Below are 19,391 nucleotides of genomic sequence, written 5' to 3' on the forward strand. Positions count from 1 at the left end.
GAATATTAGTACGATATTAAGGTGTTATGGATATGTGTAAGTTAAGTTTATGATTCTTTGTTTAAAGTAGCTTATTTTACGGTTAAATTGATTAATAATTTATAAATCAGTTATTAATCTAAAAGTGTTTTTTCTGATAAAGGCAAACAACATTAATATGCTGAAACTTTGGTGTTATTGTTTTGTAAATTATCTGTATAGAATAGGTCCTAATGATTAAAAAAGTAACGTTTGTATGATTTTAAATTAATAAGAGTCTCGGTTTACGATGATAAATTTGCGGTTCAAATTAATTATAAACTCATAAAACAATGTTTTCAAAAATTGTACTTACATTTTTAACACTCTTTAGTGTAATTAGTATAAATGCCCAAGATATAGGTGTCCTAAAAGGAACTATTACTACAGAACAAGGAGAGCCTATTATGGGAGCAAATGTTCATGTTAAAAAAATAGCAAAAGGAGCAACTTCAAATGAAAATGGTACGTTTTTGTTAGATAAGATTGTTAAGGGGACATATCGTGTAGAGATTTCGTATTTAGGGTACAATACTATTATTAGTAATGTAGTTATTAATAAGTTAGAAACTATTCAGAACTTTGTTTTAAAAGAAAGTGCTTATCAATTAGAAGGTGTTGTGGTAACATCTCAAAAAAGAGAACAAAAAAATAAAGATGTGCCTATTGCAATAACTTCTTACGGAACGGATTTTTTAGAAAACCAAGGAACGTTTGAGTATGATGCATTATCTGAATATGTACCAGGTTTTCAAGTGCAAATTCAAAGTGTTAACAATCCTGGGATTGTAGTAAGAGGTATTACAAGTGATAGTGGAGATTCTAGAGTAGAGCCAAGAGTTTCTATTTTTCAAGACGGAGTTTCTATTAGTAAATCTAGAGGATCTGTGGTAGAATTGTATGATATAGAACGTGTAGAGGTTTTAAAAGGTCCGCAAGGAACGTTGTTTGGCAGAGGTGCACAGATAGGAGCAATGCATATTATTCAAAATAAAGCAAAAAATGAAACTTCTGGTGCTGTAAAATTAGGGTATGGTAACTTTAATCAGTTTTTAGCAACAGGACATTATAATGCACCTTTAGTTGAAGATAAATTATTTTTTAGAGCATCTGCAATTTATAATAAAAGAGATGGTTATATCGAAAACCTTTCTGGTGGAGATTTAAACGGAAAAGAAACAGTTGCTTTTAGAACCTCATTTAGATATTTATTAAATGATGAGACTACTTTAGATGTAATTGCAAACTGGCAACAAGATACGCCTCCGGGAACTTCTTTTAAAAGCGGAACTTATGCGCCATTCGGCGGAGATACAAACCCGAATACTTTTGCAGATTTAGAAAGGGGAGAAGAATTAGGTTTAGACAGAACTGTTTGGGGTGTTACTGCAATTTTAAAACATGATTTAAATGATGTTTGGGGTGTTACTGCTACTTCAGCGTACAGAAAATTTAATTCTGATGAAGCTTTTGATGCAGACGGAACTGCAGCTCCTGCTTTGTTTTTCCATGAGATATCAGAAGGAAAACAATTTAGCCAAGAGTTAAGATTCAATTTTGATACTGATGATAAGTTTAGAGGGTTTTTTGGAGGGAACTTCTTTTATGAAAAAGGTTCTCAAAGAGTGCCTTGGGAATATAATGAGCAAAGTGTAGCATTGTTATTTTTAAATCCGGAAGCTTTATTAATTAGTGGTGTGCCAACATTATTACCGAACGTACCAAATGATCCAGATACTTTTGGATCACTTGCAGGTGCTCCGTTAAATTCTTTTAATACAGAATCTAATACTAACTTTGGAGAAAATTATTCTGGAGATGTTTTTGCAGATGCTTCTTATGATTTTACAGATAAATTATCTGTTACTTTAGGATTAAGAGCAACATTAGAAAACATTAATGCAGGATATCAAGTAACGGATTCAGAAAATCCTTCTGTTTTAGGGCACTTATTAGGTAGTTATCCAAATGTGTTGTTTGCATCAACAAATGGAGAAAAAATAGAAGCTAGTGAAAACTTTTTATCAGCCGTTGGGCGTTTCGCTTTAAATTATGATGTAAATGATAATATTACATTATTTGGTACAGCAGCCCGAGGGAGAAGGCCAAATGTTATTAATGTAACGGCAACAGAAACAAATGTATTATCAGACGAGACAGTTTGGTCTTATGAGGTAGGTGCAAAATCATTGTTTTTAAATAATAAATTACAATTTGATGTTAATGCGTATGTGTATGAGTATTCAAATTTTCAAACAACTATTTCTAAATTTGAAGATGGAGTCTTAACGGCAACGCCAGAAGATAGTGGAAGTGCAAGTTCTTTTGGTTTTGAAACGGCTATGCAATATGCTTTTTCTAAGACATCAAGCTTTTTTGCAAATTATAGTTATATAGATGCTTCTTTTGATGACGAAGACTCTAATGGAAATGCACAAGCTTTAGCAGGAAATACATTTAGATTAACACCTAAGAATTCTTTTTCTGCAGGATTTAATATCAACATAGATGCTACTAAAAATTTAAGCTACTTTTTTAGACCAACTTATACGTATAAATCTAAAGTATTTTTTGAAGAAACAAATTTGCCAGATATTTCTCAAGATGGGTACGGAATTTTAAATTTTAAAACAGGTCTTGTAATTAACAAAGATTACGAACTTACTTTCTTTATGAATAATGCTTTAAATAAAGAGTTTATTGTTGATGCAGGTAATACTGGAGGAGCTTTTGGTATACCAACCTTTATTGCTGGGGCACCAAGATTTTTTGGAATGCAAGTAAAAGCGAACTTTTAAGAACGCTTATAATTAATAGAAAAGCTATCTTAATGTATTTTAACAAACATTTTAGATAGCTTTTTTTTAAACACAATTTATTATGCAAAAAACATTTTTAACTTCGCTTTTATTAATAGCCTTTAATTTTATAGTTTTAGGTCAAGAAGTAAAAACGATTATGACAATTGAAAGTATTGTAAAAAAGAAAGAGGATAGTAATAAAAACATTAAACCTAATAATGATGCTAGAATTATTTGGGCTGATAATTATAAAAATAAACAATCTGATATTGCATTTGTTTATTTGCATGGTTTTGGAGCAAGTGGTAGGGAGGGAGAGCCTATATTGAGTATGCTTTCTAAAAAATACAACGCAAATGTTTATGTGTCTCGTTTAAAAGAACATGGTATACAGAGAGATGATAGTTTTAAGAAGTTAACTCCAGAAAATTATATAGAAACAGCGAAAGAAGCTTTATCCATTGGTAAAATAATTGGTAAGAAAGTAATTTTGGTAAGTACATCTACTGGCGGAACTTTAAGCTTAAAACTAGCTTCGGAAGATGCTTCTATTTTAGGTTTGGTAATGTATTCTCCTTTTATTGGACTTAAAAATCCTGCATTTGCAGCAATTACCACTCCAGAAGGAAAAGCCGGATTTATAAAAATGAACGGAAGTGAAATTACAAAGCAGAAAAGACCTGAAGAAGAAGCTAAATATTGGTCTACTACGTATCATGTTAATGGTTACGAGGCTTTAATAAAAATGTTATTAGATAATATGAAGCCAGCAACTTTTGCTAAAGTTAAAGTTCCTGTATTTGTTGGCTATTATTATAAGAATGAAGAAGAACAAGATCAGGTGGTTTCTGTTAAGGCAATTTTAAAAATGTATGATGATTTAGGAACTTCTGCGGATAAAAAAGTGAAAGTTTCTTTTCCGGAAGCAGGAAACCATGTAATTGCGTGCGATTTAAGATCTAACGATTGGCAAGGTGTTTATAACGAAACAGTAACTTTTATTGACGACGTAATTTTAGAGAAAGAACAAAAGTTCGAATTTGATTTACAGGGTCATCGTGGAGCGAGAGGTTTATCACCAGAAAACACAATTCAGGCTTTTGAAAAAGCATTAGAATTAGGTGTAAATACTTTAGAGTTAGATGTTGTAATTAGTAAAGATGATAAGGTTGTAGTTTCTCATGAGCCTTGGTTAAATGAGGACGTTACTTTAGATGCTAAAGGAAATAAGATTTCTAAAGAAAGCGCTTTGGCTTTTAATATGTATAAAAATAAATACAAAAAAATTAAAAGTTATGATGTTGGTTCTATCGGAAATCCAAAATTCTTAGAGCAGAAAAAAGAGAAAGCATACAAACCATTGTTGTCTGAGGTAATTGCTTTTGCCGAAGCTAAAAATGAGGAGATTCGTTATAATATCGAAATTAAAAGTACGCCTGATGATGAAAAAAGAGAGTTTCAACCTGCTGTTGCCGAATTTTCTGACCTTGTTATAGCGGAATTGATAAAAGCAAAAATTCCTAAAAATAGAATAACGGTTCAAAGTTTTGATCCTCGTATTTTAGAATATATTCATAAGAAATACCCTGAGTTTATATTGGCATTTTTAACGTATCAAAATGATTTTGAAACGAATATGAAAATGTTAAGTTTTGTGCCAGAAATTTACAGTCCGTATTTTGTTTTATTGAATAAAGATGAGGTGAAAACGATTCAAAATAAAAATATGAAAGTAATTCCTTGGACGGTCAATAAAAAAGAGGATATGGTAAACCTACTAAAAATGGGTGTAGACGGAATTATTACCGATTACCCTAATATTGCAATTCCTTTAAGAAAATAAGTTTATTTTAATAAAAACAGTGAAATCCCCCAATTTTATCGAGATGTTTATTTGAAGCTTACTATTTAATTAGTAAGTTTCTTGTAAATATTCTTTAATCTGTTGCTATATCAATAAATAAATATCAATATTTTAAAAATACTGTAAAGGCTGTATAAAATCTTAAAAAAGAAGAATATAAACAGTTTTTTCTGTATATATTTGTCATCAGTATAACAAAAATGACAAACAATAATAACAATCGTAATTTCAATAATCCTAATTGTTAGGACGGAAGGTTGTTGTTTAGAAATATATAAATAAAGCCTTCCAAATCGGAAGGCTTTTTTTTGAATCTAAAAATAAAGACATGAGTAAAATAATGACGGTAGACATTTTGTCTAGCATTAAAGGAGCAAAACCATCGGAATCGGTGAATCAGTTATTTGAGGTAATTAAAAAAGCAAATACATCAAATTCTACTTCTAATAGCAATCATAATAATGCAGTGTCTTTAAATGATTTAAGAGAAGATGTGGTTATTGATAGTCCGCAAGCGGAAAAGCAAATCATTATCGAAAACTTCCCGAAAGAAAAAAATGGCTATTTAGTAGTTTCTAAAGTGATAGAAGAATAATTATGGAATCGCAAATACGTAAAATTCATCAGCAATTGGTGAACAAAGAAATTTCGTGTACACAATTAGTACAAGAAAGATTAGATTTATTAAAATCGAACACCCACAATACCGTCAATTCACTTTTAGATACGTTAGCGTTAGAATTGGCTGCAAAAGTAGATGCAAAAATTGCAAATGGACAAGAAATTGGTCTGTTAGAGGGAATTCCTTTCGGAATTAAAGACGTGTACATGGTACAAGGAACCTTAACAACGGCAAGTTCAGATTTATTAAAAAAATACAAATCACCATATACAGCAACTGCCATTCAGAAATTATTTGATGCTGGCGCAATTCCGTTAGTAAAAGAAAATTGCGATAGTTTTGGACATGGTTCATCGTCTGAAAACACCATTTTTGGAGCCGTTAAAAATGCGATTGATACAGATTTAGTTTCTGGAGGATCAAGTGGAGGTTCTGCAGTAAACGTTGCCAAAGATTTTACTGTATTTTCAATTGGTGGAGATACAGGAGGTTCTGTTCGTCAACCGGCAGGTTATAATAAAATTTACGGATTAAAGCCAACGTACGGAAGAATTTCTAGATTCGGATTAATGGCATACGCATCGTCTACAGATTGTGTTGGGCCAATTGCAAAATCAATCGAAGATATTAGAATTGTTTTAAATGTGATGAGTGGTCAGGATATTAAAGACCAAACTACATATCAATCAGAAGAAATATCCGAAGAAACTATTTTAAATGCTGATGGAGTAAAAACTGTTGGGTATTTTAAAAATTTCATCGAAAATGATGCTATTGATGCGCAAGTAAAAGCAGATTTTTTATCAGCAATAGAAAAAATAAAAGCCAAAGGAATTGAAGTAAAAGAATTAGATTTCTTTGAATCTGATACCTTAGTTTCTACATACTATACATTAGCAATGGCAGAAACAGCATCGAATCTTTCAAGATTAGATGGTACTAATTACGGAAACAGAATAGAAGGCGATAATTTAAAAGATACGTATTCTATTACACGATCAGAAAACTTTTCTGAAGAATCTAAACGTAGAATTGTTGGTGGAAATCAGGTGTTATCGCAAGGTTTTTCTGATGAAATCTATTTAAAAGGATTAAACGTTAGAGATCAGATTGTAGCTAATTTTGAAAAAGATTTTAAGGAGGTAGACATTATTTTATCACCAGTTACACCAAATTCGCCACCAAAAATAGGCGATAGTTTAAAAGATCCGTTGGCAATGTATTTGTCAGATGCGTATACAGTTGGTTTTAGTTTAGGACAATTACCAACGTTAACAGTGCCACAAGGAACAGAAACAGGATTACAAATTACGGCAGCAAAAAATAATGACGAACTTGTTTTGAAGTTTGCTAACTTCTTAAAAGATACGATATAATGGAACTGGAACAATTAAATGAGCTTATTAAAAAGCACGACTTAGAGTTAGTAATCGGTATTGAAACACACGTTCGATTAAATACAAAAACGAAGTTATTCTGTTCTTGTGCAAATCAAGAAATAGAAAAACCAAATCAGAATATATGTTCGGTTTGTACTGGGCAAATGGGGGTTTTACCATCGATAAATAAAGAAGCAATTACCAAAGCTATTTATTTTGGAAAAGCGGTAAAATCTACTTTTTCTAATGAAGTTATTTCTTGGGATCGTAAACATTACGAATACCCAGATAACCCAAAGAACATTCAAATTACACAGTTTCACAATCCTGTAATTCCAGACGGACAAGTTTCTTGTTATAGAAATGATGGTTCGCAATTTACAGTGAGTTTAACGCAAGTTCATATTGAGGAAGATGCTGCAAAATTGATGCACGAAAAGAAAATTTCTTTGGTCGATTTTAACAAAGCAGGTGTTCCGTTAATAGAGATTGTAACCGATCCTTGTATTCGTCATATAGAAGATGCTTCTACGTATGCACAATACATTCAAAGAATTGTTCAGAATTTAAAAATCTCTGAAGCAAATCTTGAAAAAGGGGAGTTTAAATCTGATGTTTCTGTATCACTAAGAAAAAAACATACGTATGATTTAAACCCAAGAACAGAAATCAAAAACTTAAATTCTTTTAAGTTTATGGTAGATGCTTTAAAGGAAGAAATTGAAAAGCAATTAAATTACTACGTAGAAAATAAGGCGTTTAGACCAGACCAAACTACGGTTTTATGGGATGCAGATTTAAAGCAGACCAAAACCATGCGTAAAAAGGAATTTGAAGCAGATTATCGTTTTATTTCTGAACCAGATTTACCTTTTGTAAACATTAAAAAAGTAGTAGAAAGTATTGATGTAGATATTAGTTCTTTGCCTTTTGCAGTAGAATCTATTTTGATAAATGGTGGCGTTTTACCACAAGATGCTAAATTTTTTACAGCAGATTCTTTACGTTCTGCAGTATTTGTAGCTATCAATAATAAAATTAAGGATGCTTCTTTTGTAGCCAAAACATTGGTGAATAATATTGGTGCAGATGAGTATGAAAATATTCATGATGTAGCCCAATTAACAGAAATTTTCCAATTATTTAAAGATGATAAAATTACGTCTGTTTTAGTACAAAACGGAATTACATCATATTTAAAAGATAGAAACTTCGATTACAACAAGTATTTTGAAGACAATACTATTTCTGAAGATAAAATTAAAGATGCCGTTAAAAAAGTAATTGCAGAAAATGATGCCATTGCAAACGATATTAAAGCAGGAAATCAAGGGAAAGCTGGTATTCTTGTTGGTAAAGTAATTGGTATTATTGGTAAAGGAGCTTCAGGGAAAGTTATCCGTACGGAAATACTTGAGCAAGTTCAGAATTTAAAGTCAGGAGTTCAGGGTTCTGTGGATGCTGGAAGTTCTAAAAATGAAGTTGTAGGAGCAAAATCAAAAATAAAAGTTGAAGAAGAACTACAAACAGTTCCAATCATTATAAAAGAAGAATACAGAACGCATAAAATTTCTCAACTAACAGAAGGTACAATTAATGAAGAGGTAACTTTATCTGGTTGGGTTTCTAGTGTGAGAGATCATGGTGAATTAATATTTATTGATTTACGCGATTCAAGTAATGAAGTTTTTCAAGTACGTTTAAGTAGAGAAACATTCCCTAATTTAGATGAACTTGTTAAGTTAAAATCAGAATCTGTAATTTCTGTAACAGGAGTTGTGGTTCAGCGTAAAGAAGACGATTATAATGCTGGTTTAAGAACTGGTAAATTAGAATTAGAAACAGCAGCATTAGATATTTTAAATTTATCTAAAACGCTTCCTTTTGAAATAAAAAGAGCCATGAAAACGAACGAAACTACTCGTTTTCAATACAAGTTTTTAGATCATAGAAATGATGAGGTTCGTAAAGCAATTGTAAATAGACATAAAGTAATTAAGTTACTTCGTGATATTTTAGATGAAGAAGAGTTTTTAGAAATTGAAACTCCAATTTTAACTGCCGGAACAGACGAAGGAGCAAGAGAATTTATTGTTCCTACTAGAAAGCAAGCAGGTTCTTTTTATACATTACCTCAAGCGCCACAGCAGTTTAAACAAATGTTGATGGTAGGTGGTTTTGAAAAATATTTCCAGATTGCACGTTGTTTTAGAGATGAAGATTCTCGTGGAGACAGACAACCAGAATTTACACAATTGGACATTGAAATGGCGTACGCAAGTATGCAGCAAATCATCGATTTAAACACTAAAATGTTTAATGAAATTGTGAAGAAAATTTATGGTAAAAAATGGATTTTACGTCCGTTTGAAGTAATTACCTATAAAAATGCTATGGACAAATATGGTTGCGATAGACCAGATTTACGATATGGATTGCAAATGCAAGACATTACCGATATTGTAAAAGATACTACTTTTCAGGTTTTTAGCAAACCAATTGAAGACGGCGGAATTGTAAAATGTATTAAAGTTTCGGCTGAAGAACAAGGAGGAAAAAGAGTTTCTAAAGGTCAGATTGAGAACTTAACAGCTATTGCACAACAAAATGGTTTAGGAGGATTGGCATATATTATTGTAAATGAAAACGATTTACAATCGCCAATTATTAAGTTTTTAGGTGAAGAAATTGCTGCTAATATTATTAAAGCAACAGATGCTCAAGTTGGGGATATTGTATTTTTCTCAGCGTCAGATTATGCTACAGCAAACAAAGCGTTAGACGCTGTTCGTCAAGAAATGGGACGTATCTTTAAGTTGATTAATCCGAAAGAATTAAGACCAGCTTGGGTAGTAGATTTCCCAATGTTTGAAAAAACAGACGAAGGAAGATGGACATTTACACATAATCCTTTTTCTATGCCAGCAATCTATGATTTAGAAAAGCACATGACTGGAGAAGGAGAGGAGATTGGTACAATTATCGCTCAACAATACGATTTAATCTTAAACGGTTATGAGATTGGTGGAGGTTCTGTTCGTGCACATAAATCAGAAATTTTAGAAGCAACCTATAAAAATATGGGTTACAATAAAGAAGAAATGATGAAAAGTGTTGGAACGATGTACAAAGCTTTCCAATACGGAGCGCCACCTCACGGAGGAATTGCTTGGGGAGTAGATCGTTTAATGATGATTTTAGAGAAAAAAGCTTCTATTAGAGAAGTAATGGCTTTTCCTAAAACAGGTTCATCAGAAGATTTATTATTCAACGCACCTTCTATTTTGAGTGATAAAAAAGTAGAAGAGATGAATGTTAGAATTATGAGGAAGTAATTTTTTAAAGAATTCTTGTAAATATAAAAATCTCGCGAAAGCGAGATTTTTTTTGTTTTGGTTAAATATGATGTTCTCTATAATTTAAAAATGAGTATTAATAAGTAGAGTTAAGTTATTCTGGTTTTATTTTTAAGAAATCAGAATCTAAGAAACTAGGATTTGGATACTTGTAAAAACCTTCACCTGTAGAAACGCCCAATTTATTTTTATCAATAAAATTTTCTTTTAAGTATTTTACCGTTTTAAGGGCAAGTGGTTCTTGTGTTTCTTCTGCAGATGATACGTTAATATTATATACCGTGTTTATACCAACAGTATCTAATATTGCAAATGGACCAATTGGTGCTCCTGTAGCTTTCATCCAAGTTTTATCAATTGTATGAGGATCTGATACTTCATTAACCAATAAGTCTAAGCTTGCGCCTAAAAAAGGAACTAATAAAGAGTTTAATATATAACCTGGTTGCTCTTTATAAAGTGGTAATGGTAACATTCCTATTGCTTTAGCAAACATGATTAAGTCTTTAAAAACTTTAGGATCTGTTGTAGGGTGTCCCATTATCTCAGCGGTGTTATGTTTCCATATATTATTAGCAAAATGTAATGCTAAAAACTGCTTTGGTCTTCCTGTGGAATCAGCAAGTTGACTTGGTAGAAGTGTAGATGAATTTGTAGCAAAAATTGTTTTTTGGGGAGCAACTTTAGCTAAATTCTTATAAAAACTTATTTTAATTGCTATGTTTTCGGGAATTGCCTCAATCATTAAGTCAGCATCTTTTACAGATTCTGCTAAATTTGAAGTATAAGTTAAGTTTTTAAAGGTTACGTCTAATTGTTCTTTAGTTGCATTTAAATCTGTTTTAAAAGCCTTAGCTATGATTTTAAACTTTGATTTTGCTTTTTCTAAAATTTCATCATTAATATCATAAATACTAACGTTAAAACCATAAAAAGCAATTTGAAAAGCAATTTGATAGCCTAAAACACCACTTCCTGCAACAGTTATATTTTTATATTTCATTTTTTTATGTTTGCCAACATAAGTGTATCATTATTATTGATGCATTACATTTTGTTTATAACACATAAAGTTAGCATTTTCAATTAAATTAAACAATTCTTTTTCAGTCTAATAATGTTTTTGTTTTAAATAAAAACAATCTAAACATTGCTTAATTAAAAAATCTATCTTACTTTTGTTTCACAATGAAAAATAATACAATAAATACAGGTTGGTGGAACTCTCTTAATAATTAAGTGAGAAGAAACCTATATGTATAAAATATATTAAAAAAGGCTTATCTCACGATAAGCCTTTTTTTTATGATGATTTTTTAAGCATCCAAAGTAAAAAAAGATAAAGAGAAATGTTCCCTCGAGCGCAGTCGAGAGGTTCGAAAAAAAGTCTCGACTGCGCTCGACCAGATAAAAAGTAAAATGAAAAAATTACAATTTAAGACAATACATAAAACAAAAATGGCGGATACAGTTACTCCCGTAGGGCTGTACTTACGTTTTAGAGATAAATTCGCTAACACGTTGTTGTTAGAAGGTTCCGATTATCACAGTAAAGAAGAAAGTTTTTCTTTTATAGCGGTGGAGCCTATTGTTACTATGAAAGTAGATGATTCTCAATTTTCAGTTTCTCACAAAGGAACACAATTAGATGAGCAACCTATCAATAAAAACTTCTACGAGTTGTATGATAAGTTTAAAGAATCTATCCATTTAGATTGTCCTGCTGAACTAAAACATTTCAATGGTTTGTATGGATATAATACATTCGATTCTGTTCAGTATTTCGAAAATATAAAATTTACAAACAAGAAAGCACCTTCTGCAATCCCAGAAATGCAATACAGTTTTTATCGATTCATTATTGCTATCAATCATTTTAATGATGAAATGACACTGATAGAAAATATCGAAGAAGGCGCAGTATCTCGCATACATGAAGTAGAAACTATTATTGATGCACAAGCATTCAATACACAAAAATTCGAAATTATAGGCGAAGAAACTTCAAATACAACTGGCGAAGAATTTAAAGAATATGTAAGAAAAGCAAAATCTCATTGTAAAAGAGGAGACGTTTTTCAACTCGTATTATCACGCCAATTTCAACAAGAATTTAAAGGAGACGAGTTTAATGTGTATAGAGCATTGCGTTCTATCAACCCGTCGCCATATTTGTTTTATTTCGATTACGGATCTTTCAAATTAATGGGCTCTTCACCAGAAGCGCAAATTAAAATTTTTGCAGGTAAAGCAACCATCAATCCAATTGCAGGTACGTTTAGACGAACAGGCGATATGGCAGAAGATATTAAATTGGGTAAAAAATTATCCGAAGATAAAAAGGAAACTGCTGAACACGTAATGTTGGTAGATTTGGCACGAAATGACTTAAGCAAACATGCCGATAAAGTTACGGTTGAGGTGTTTAAGGAAGTGCAATATTTTAGCCATGTAATTCATTTAGTTTCTACCGTTAGAGGGAAGATTAAAGGAAACCCTATTGAAATTGTTGGAGATACTTTTCCTGCCGGAACGCTAAGTGGCGCACCAAAATATAAGGCGATGGAGTTGATTAACAAATACGAAAATCAAACACGTGGTTTTTATGGTGGCGCAGTCGGAATTATCGGCTTAGACGGTTCCGTAAATTTAGCGATTGCCATTCGTTCGTTTGTGAGTAAAAACAACGTTTTGTATTCGCAGGCCGGAGCAGGAATCGTTATTCATTCTGACGAGGACAAAGAACTACAAGAAGTAAATAATAAGTTAGCAGCGTTAAAAAAAGCGTTGATTTTAGCAGAAAATATTTAAAAATAGCTTTTAGCTGTTAGCGGTTAGCTTTTTGCTAATTGCCAAAAGCCAAAAGCCAAAAGCTTTTTAAAATGAAAATATTAATTTTAGATAATTACGATTCTTTTACCTACAATTTGGTTCATTTGGTAGAGAAAATCACAGGAGAATTTCCTGCAGTTTTTAGAAACGATGAAATCAGTATTGCAGATGTAGGAAACTACGATATGATTATGTTATCGCCAGGACCAGGAATTCCAGATGAGGCAGGAATCTTAAAAGAAGTAATTAAAACCTACGCAGGCATAAAACCAATATTCGGAGTGTGTTTGGGCTTACAAGCCATTACAGAAGTTTTTGGAGGAACCATCATCAATTTAGAAGATGTTTTTCACGGAGTAGCCACAGAAATGAGAGTTACAGACAAAAACGCAATAATATTTAAAGATGTTTCAGAAACATTTATGGCGGCACGTTACCATTCTTGGGCAGCAACAGACGAAGGTTTTCCAGAAGAAATTCAAGTTACTGCTAGAGATGAAGATGGATTAATTCAGGCAATTGAGCATAAAATATTTCCAATTTCTGCTGTGCAGTTTCACCCGGAATCTATTTTAACAGATGTTGGTGAGCAGTTGGTAACGAATTTTATTAATGCGAATAAATAAATGTCATTGCGAGGCACGAAGCAATCTTTTAATGATGAGATTGCTTCGTACCTCGCAATGACAAGTAAGAATTATGAAAGCAATTTTAAACAAATTATATAATCACGAAAGATTGTCTAAATCTGAAGCAAAACAAATCTTAAAAGATATTGCTGCAGAGAAATACAATGATGCCCATTTAGCATCATTTATGACTGTTTTTATGATGCGTCCGATAACAGCAGATGAACTTGCTGGTTTTAGAGATGCGTTAATGGAGTTGGCAATAAAAGTAGATTTATCAGATTATAATACAATCGATATTGTTGGAACTGGAGGCGATGGAAAAGATACGTTTAACATATCAACCTTAACTTCTTTTATAGTTGCCGGAACCGGACAAAAAGTAGCAAAACACGGTAATTATTCAGTGTCTTCTCAATCAGGTTCGTCTGATATGTTAGAGAGTTTTGGATACAATTTTACGAATGATGAAACCATTTTAAGAGAACATTTAGAAAAGGCAAATATTTGTTTTTTACATGCTCCAAAGTTTCATCCAGCAATGAAAGCTGTAAGTGGAACAAGAAAAGCATTGGCATTAAAAACGTTCTTTAATATGTTAGGGCCTTTGGTAAACCCAAGTTCACCTAAAAACCACATGTTGGGAACTTTTAATTTAGAAGTTGCACGTTTGTACAATTACATTTTACAAGAAGAAGATATCAATTACGGAATTATTCATGCCTTAGATGGTTATGATGAAATTTCGTTAACAAGCGGATTTAAGTTCTTTACGAAAAACGGAGAACAAATTATAAACCCAGAAGATTTAGGACAGAAAAGAATTCAGCAATCAGAAATATTTGGAGGGAATTCAGTTGCAGATGCTGCTGAAATTTTCAAAACGATTATTGGTGGAAATGGAACAGAATCTCAGAATAATGTAGTGCTAACAAATGCTGCTTTTGCATTAACTATTGTTGATGATACCAAGTCTTTCGAAAATGCTTTCGCAGAAGCTAAAGATTCGTTATTTGGATTGAAAGCGAAAGAATGTTTACATTCTTTAATTACGAATTAATAATTACGAATTACGGCTCATGAAAAAGGATAATATAATTCAAATCAAAAGTTATAATTTCGCAGTTAGAGTTGTAAAATTATACAAGCATTTATCACAAGAAAAGAAAGAGTTTGTATTAAGTAAACAGTTATTACGTTCAGGAACATCAATAGGAGCAAATGTAGAAGAAGTAATTTGGGGCAGAGTCGAAAAGACTTTTTTGCTAAATTAACAATCGCTTATAAAGAAGCAAGAGAATCTCATTATTGGATTCGTCTATTAAAAGATACCGATTTCTTGTCTGAGATAGAATCGAAATCATTATTAACGGATATTGAAGAAATTTTAAAAATTATCGGAAGTATTCAAAAAACAATTAGAAATTCAAATTCGTAATTCTTAATTTAGAATTCATAATTATATATGACAATATTAGATAAAATAATCGCATTTAAAAAGAAGGAAATTGCTAAGATAAAAGCAGAAGTTCCTGTACAAAATTTAGTGAAAAGTCCAAGTTTTGGAAGAGAAACTTTTTCATTAAAAAAATCTTTGTTAGAAGTTGGTTCTACAGGGATTATTGCAGAGTTTAAACGTCAATCTCCATCAAAAGGAATCATTAACGACCAAGCAACCATTGCAGATGTTACTAATGGGTATTTAGATGCAAATGTAGCTGCACAATCTATTTTAACAGATACTTCTTTCTTTGGAGGAACAATGGCTGATTTAATGGAGGCGAGAATCATCAATCAACAAAAACCTATTCTTAGAAAAGATTTTATTGTTGATGGATTTCAGATTGTTGAAGCAAAAGCTATTGGAGCAGATGTAATTTTATTAATAGCTTCTTGTTTAACTGCGACAGAACTAAAAAACTACGGAAACCTAGCGACAGATTTAGGATTAGAGGTTTTGTATGAAATTCATACACAGGAAGATTTAGATAAAATCAACGATTTAGACAATAAGATTATCGGAATTAATAATAGAAATCTAAATACTTTTGAAGTAGATTTAGAACATTCTATTAAGTTGGCAGGTCAAATTCCGGATACTTGTTTAAAGGTTTCAGAAAGCGGAATTTCTGATCCTAAGATAATTACTGGATTGAAAGAGTTTGGATTTCAAGGTTTTTTAATTGGAGAAAATTTTATGAAAACAGACAATCCGGGAGAAGCTTGTTTAGAGTTTATCAATCAAATAAGGTAAAAAAAAGTGTAACTGTGTAATTGTTGAATTGTGTAAAAGTCAGTTTAAAGAGATTGAGTGAAAACAATTACACAGTTAAACGAATAAACAATTAAGCAATATTCGGTATGAAATTAAAAGTTTGCGGAATGAAATTCACAGAAAATATCCAACAAGTTGCAGCGTTGCAACCTGATTATTTGGGCTTTATCTTCTATGAAAAATCAAAAAGAAATTTTGAAGGAATTATTCCAGAATTTTCTAATTCGATAAAGAAAACAGGTGTTTTTGTAAATGAATATGTAGAGATTGTTATTTCTTTAGTTGAAGAATATAGATTAGAAGCTATTCAGTTACACGGAGATGAATCTGTTGAGTATGTTATCAATTTACAAAAGCAATTAGCAGAAAACAGAGCTTTGTTTATTGAAGAAAATAAGACGATAAAAAAGCAAAAAAACAAACACTACATTTCTAAAAATGAAGTTGAGGTTATTAAAGTATTCGGAATTAAAGACGAATTCGATTTTGATGTTTTAAAACCGTATTTAGAAGTGGTAGATTTCTTTTTGTTTGATACCAAAGGAAAAGAAAGAGGCGGAAACGGAACAAAGTTTGATTGGTCTGTTTTAGAAAAATATCCTTTTGAAAAACCTTTCTTTTTAAGTGGAGGAATCGGTTTAGAAGATGCAGAAGAAGTACAAAAAATATTGAAATCTAATTTACCAATTTATGCTTTAGACGTAAATAGTAAATTTGAAAGTAAACCAGGAGTTAAGAAAATAGAAGAGTTAGAAAAATTTAAAAATAAAATATCTGTGTAATTGTGTAAACGTTGAATTGTGTAAAAAAGCACATCAACAGTTACACGATTAAACAAATAAACAATTACACAATTTAAGATATGAAATCAAAATTTCACCCAGACAAAAATGGTTATTACGGACAATTTGGAGGTGCATTTATCCCAGAATTGTTATATCCGAATGTAAAGGAATTAGAAGATAATTACCTTCAAATTTTAGAATCGGAAGAGTTTCAAGAAGAATACAAGTCGTTGTTAAAAGATTATGTTGGTCGCCCAAGTCCGTTGTATTTGGCAAAACGTTTATCAGAAAAATATGATGCTTTTATTTACTTAAAACGAGAAGATTTAAACCATACAGGAGCACATAAAGTAAACAATACGATTGGTCAGATTTTAGTAGCTAAGAAATTAGGGAAAACGAAGATAATCGCAGAAACAGGTGCAGGACAACACGGAGTTGCAACCGCTACAGTTTGTGCTTTAATGGACTTAGAATGTACTGTTTTTATGGGAGAGAAAGACATTGAGCGTCAAGCACCAAATGTTGCTCGTATGAAAATGTTAGGTGCAAAAGTGGTGCCTGCTTTAAGCGGAAGTAGAACTTTAAAAGACGCAACTAACGAAGCAATTCGGTATTGGATTCAGCATCCAGAAACGTTTTATTTAATTGGTTCTGTAGTTGGTCCGCATCCGTATCCAGATATGGTTGCACGTTTACAAGCAGTTATTTCAGAAGAAATGAAATGGCAACTAAAAGAAAAAACAGGAAAAGAAAATCCGGATACAATTATAGCTTGTGTTGGTGGAGGTTCTAATGCTGCAGGTGCTTTTTATCACTATATGGATGATGAAGAGGTAGAATTAATAGCGGTTGAAGCTTCTGGTTTGGGAGTTAATTCTGGTGAAAGTGCTGCCACTTCTCAATTAGGACAAGTAGGAATTATTCATGGTTCTAAAACCATTTTAATGCAAGATGAATACGGACAGATTATTGAGCCTTATTCTATTTCTGCAGGTTTAGATTATCCTGGAGTTGGTCCTTTACACGCATTTTTATACGAAAGTAAAAGAGCGAAGTTTATGGATGCAACAGATAGTGAAGCGTTGGCAGCAGCTTACGAGTTAACTAGAATTGAAGGGATCATTCCTGCCTTAGAAAGTGCACATGCTTTGGCCGTTTTACCAAAAATTAAGTTTAAAAAAGACCAGGTTGTGGTGGTTAATTTATCGGGTAGAGGAGATAAAGATTTAGAAACGTATATCAATCATTTAGAAGACTAATGAACTCTAAAATAGCACATATAGAAAGTGAGTTGGTGTCTTTAAGAGATGATTTAAAGAATCACGAATTGTACAAAAAACTAAACACTGTAGATGATATTAAAACATTTATGGAAGCACATGTTTTTGCAGTTTGGGATTTTATGTCGCTTTTAAAGGCATTGCAAATCAACTTAACAACGGTTTCAATTCCTTGGATTCCGAAGAAGAACACTAACTTAGTTCGTTTTATCAACGAAATTACGTTGGCAGAAGAAAGCGATGTTAATAAAGACGGCGTTTTAAAAAGTCATTACGAGATGTATTTAGATGCAATGCAAGAAATGAATGCAGATTGCTCTAAAATAGCTGGTTTTATAGATGAGATTTCTAAAGGTGAAGACGTTGTAAAATCGATTGAGAAATTATCAATTCATAAAAGTATAAAGGATTTTGTTTCTTATACTTTTAAGATAATTGATACAAATGAAGATCATAAAATAGCTTCAGCTTTTACATTTGGTAGAGAAGATATTATACCTGATATGTTTTTAAAAATTGTTGGTGAAACGACTTTAAAAAGTAATAAAAAGTTTGATAATTTTATTTATTACTTAGAAAGACATATTGAGTTAGATGGAGATGAACACGGACCTTTATCATTACAAATGATTGAGGAATTATGTGGAGATGATGATAAAAAATGGCAAGAAGTTTTAGAGGTTGCCAAAGAATCTTTACAAGTAAGAATCAATTTGTGGAGTGCTGTTGAAGAAGAATTAAAAAGTAAAAACGAACCAGTTTTAGCATGAAAAAATTAGAAACAATCTTTCAAGAAAAGAAAAATTTATTATCAATTTATTTTACTTGTGGTTATCCTAAATTAGATGATACTACCAAAGTAATTACTGCTTTAGAAAAAAGTGGAGTAGACTTTATAGAGGTTGGTTTGCCGTATTCAGATCCTTTAGCAGACGGACCTACGATACAAGATAGTAGCCAAAAAGCATTAGAAAACGGAATTAATTTAGACATTATTTTCGATCAGTTAATGACCATTAAAGAAACCAATAAAACACCTTTAGTTTTAATGGGATATTTGAATCAGATGATTAAATATGGTGAGGATAAATTTTGTCAGAAAGTAGTAGATTGTGGTATAGAAACTGTAATTCTTCCAGATTTACCAATGGTTGAGTTTGAAAATCATTATAAAGCATTATTTGAGAAATACGGAATTACGAGCGTGTTTTTAATTACTCCGCATACATCCGAAGAAAGAATTAGAAAAATAGATGCGTATTCTAAAGCGTTTATTTATGTAGTTGCTTCCGCTTCTATTACCGGTGCAAAAGGCGATATCTCTAATCAACAAATTGCATATTTTGAAAGAATTAAAAACATGAACTTGCAAAGTAATTTAATTGTTGGTTTTGGTATTTCTGATAAAGAAACTTTTACTACTGCTTGTAAATACGCCAACGGAACAATTATTGGTTCTGCATTTATAAAGAACTTAGGAGAAAATGGTATTGATAAAATTGATAATTTTATAAAACCTATAATAAGTTAAGAAACTCTTAAATATT

General features: G+C 31.6%; 13 protein-coding genes and 2 pseudogenes. 14 read left to right on the forward strand and 1 reads right to left on the reverse strand.

The window, feature by feature from the left end:
• Window positions 1–311: 311 nt before the first annotated feature.
• The 5 genes from WHD08_RS16115 to gatB/aspS all read left to right on the forward strand — a co-directional run bounded on the left by WHD08_RS16115 (window position 312) and on the right by gatB/aspS (window position 10,019).
• On the forward strand, window positions 312–2,816 hold the full coding sequence (locus WHD08_RS16115) for a TonB-dependent receptor (RefSeq protein ID WP_208890054.1): 2,505 nt from the start codon (window positions 312–314) through the stop codon (window positions 2,814–2,816).
• Between the two features lie 82 nt (window positions 2,817–2,898).
• Window positions 2,899–4,662 carry a glycerophosphodiester phosphodiesterase family protein gene (locus tag WHD08_RS16120; protein ID WP_244183292.1) on the forward strand — a complete coding sequence of 588 codons (1,764 nt, stop codon included), beginning with the start codon at window positions 2,899–2,901 and terminating at the stop codon, window positions 4,660–4,662.
• A gap of 349 nt (window positions 4,663–5,011) precedes the next feature.
• A complete protein-coding gene (locus tag WHD08_RS16125) occupies window positions 5,012–5,278 on the forward strand; it encodes a hypothetical protein (protein WP_165732531.1) in 267 nt (88 codons plus the stop codon).
• Window positions 5,279–5,280: 2 nt separating this feature from the next.
• A complete protein-coding gene (locus WHD08_RS16130; RefSeq protein WP_208890053.1) occupies window positions 5,281–6,681 on the forward strand; it encodes an amidase family protein in 1,401 nt (466 codons plus the stop codon).
• Window positions 6,681–10,019 carry a bifunctional amidotransferase subunit GatB/aspartate--tRNA ligase AspS gene (gatB/aspS, locus tag WHD08_RS16135; RefSeq protein WP_208890052.1) on the forward strand — a complete coding sequence of 1,113 codons (3,339 nt, stop codon included), beginning with the start codon at window positions 6,681–6,683 and terminating at the stop codon, window positions 10,017–10,019. Before WHD08_RS16130 ends, gatB/aspS begins: the two co-directional genes overlap by 1 nt.
• 115 nt (window positions 10,020–10,134) lie before the next feature.
• On the opposite strand, the pseudogene WHD08_RS16140 reads toward gatB/aspS, so the two are convergent.
• A pseudogene (locus WHD08_RS16140) lies at window positions 10,135–11,052 on the reverse strand (3-hydroxyacyl-CoA dehydrogenase); the annotation flags it as partial.
• A 407-nt stretch (window positions 11,053–11,459) separates the two neighbouring features.
• Between WHD08_RS16140 and WHD08_RS16145 the strand changes: the two are divergent.
• From WHD08_RS16145 to trpA, 9 genes and pseudogenes are all read left to right on the forward strand, one after another.
• Window positions 11,460–12,851, forward strand: a complete 1,392-nt coding sequence (locus WHD08_RS16145) for an anthranilate synthase component I family protein (RefSeq protein ID WP_165732535.1) — start codon at window positions 11,460–11,462, stop codon at window positions 12,849–12,851.
• Between the two features lie 71 nt (window positions 12,852–12,922).
• Window positions 12,923–13,498: an anthranilate synthase component II gene (locus WHD08_RS16150; protein ID WP_203391974.1), complete on the forward strand. Its 576-nt coding sequence runs from the start codon at window positions 12,923–12,925 to the stop codon at window positions 13,496–13,498.
• A gap of 73 nt (window positions 13,499–13,571) precedes the next feature.
• Window positions 13,572–14,561: an anthranilate phosphoribosyltransferase gene (gene trpD, locus WHD08_RS16155; RefSeq protein WP_208890051.1), complete on the forward strand. Its 990-nt coding sequence runs from the start codon at window positions 13,572–13,574 to the stop codon at window positions 14,559–14,561.
• 19 nt (window positions 14,562–14,580) lie between these two features.
• Window positions 14,581–14,939 (forward strand): annotated as a pseudogene (locus tag WHD08_RS16160) (four helix bundle protein).
• Window positions 14,940–14,966: 27 nt separating this feature from the next.
• Window positions 14,967–15,755 (forward strand): indole-3-glycerol phosphate synthase TrpC, encoded by a 789-nt coding sequence (gene trpC / locus WHD08_RS16165; protein WP_208890050.1) that lies wholly within the window; start codon window positions 14,967–14,969, stop codon window positions 15,753–15,755.
• A 128-nt stretch (window positions 15,756–15,883) separates the two neighbouring features.
• Window positions 15,884–16,558, forward strand: a complete 675-nt coding sequence (locus tag WHD08_RS16170; RefSeq protein ID WP_244183291.1) for a phosphoribosylanthranilate isomerase — start codon at window positions 15,884–15,886, stop codon at window positions 16,556–16,558.
• An 80-nt stretch (window positions 16,559–16,638) separates the two neighbouring features.
• On the forward strand, window positions 16,639–17,823 hold the full coding sequence (gene trpB / locus WHD08_RS16175) for a tryptophan synthase subunit beta (RefSeq protein WP_165732541.1): 1,185 nt from the start codon (window positions 16,639–16,641) through the stop codon (window positions 17,821–17,823).
• Window positions 17,823–18,614 (forward strand): DUF3050 domain-containing protein, encoded by a 792-nt coding sequence (locus tag WHD08_RS16180; RefSeq protein WP_165732542.1) that lies wholly within the window; start codon window positions 17,823–17,825, stop codon window positions 18,612–18,614. The genes trpB and WHD08_RS16180 overlap by 1 nt, the downstream gene beginning before the upstream one ends.
• On the forward strand, window positions 18,611–19,375 hold the full coding sequence (trpA, locus tag WHD08_RS16185; RefSeq protein ID WP_165732543.1) for a tryptophan synthase subunit alpha: 765 nt from the start codon (window positions 18,611–18,613) through the stop codon (window positions 19,373–19,375). Before WHD08_RS16180 ends, trpA begins: the two co-directional genes overlap by 4 nt.
• Window positions 19,376–19,391 lie beyond the last annotated feature (16 nt).

It is taken from the genome of Polaribacter sejongensis, from assembly GCF_038024065.1.
Classification (GTDB): Bacteria; Bacteroidota; Bacteroidia; order Flavobacteriales; family Flavobacteriaceae; genus Polaribacter; species Polaribacter sejongensis.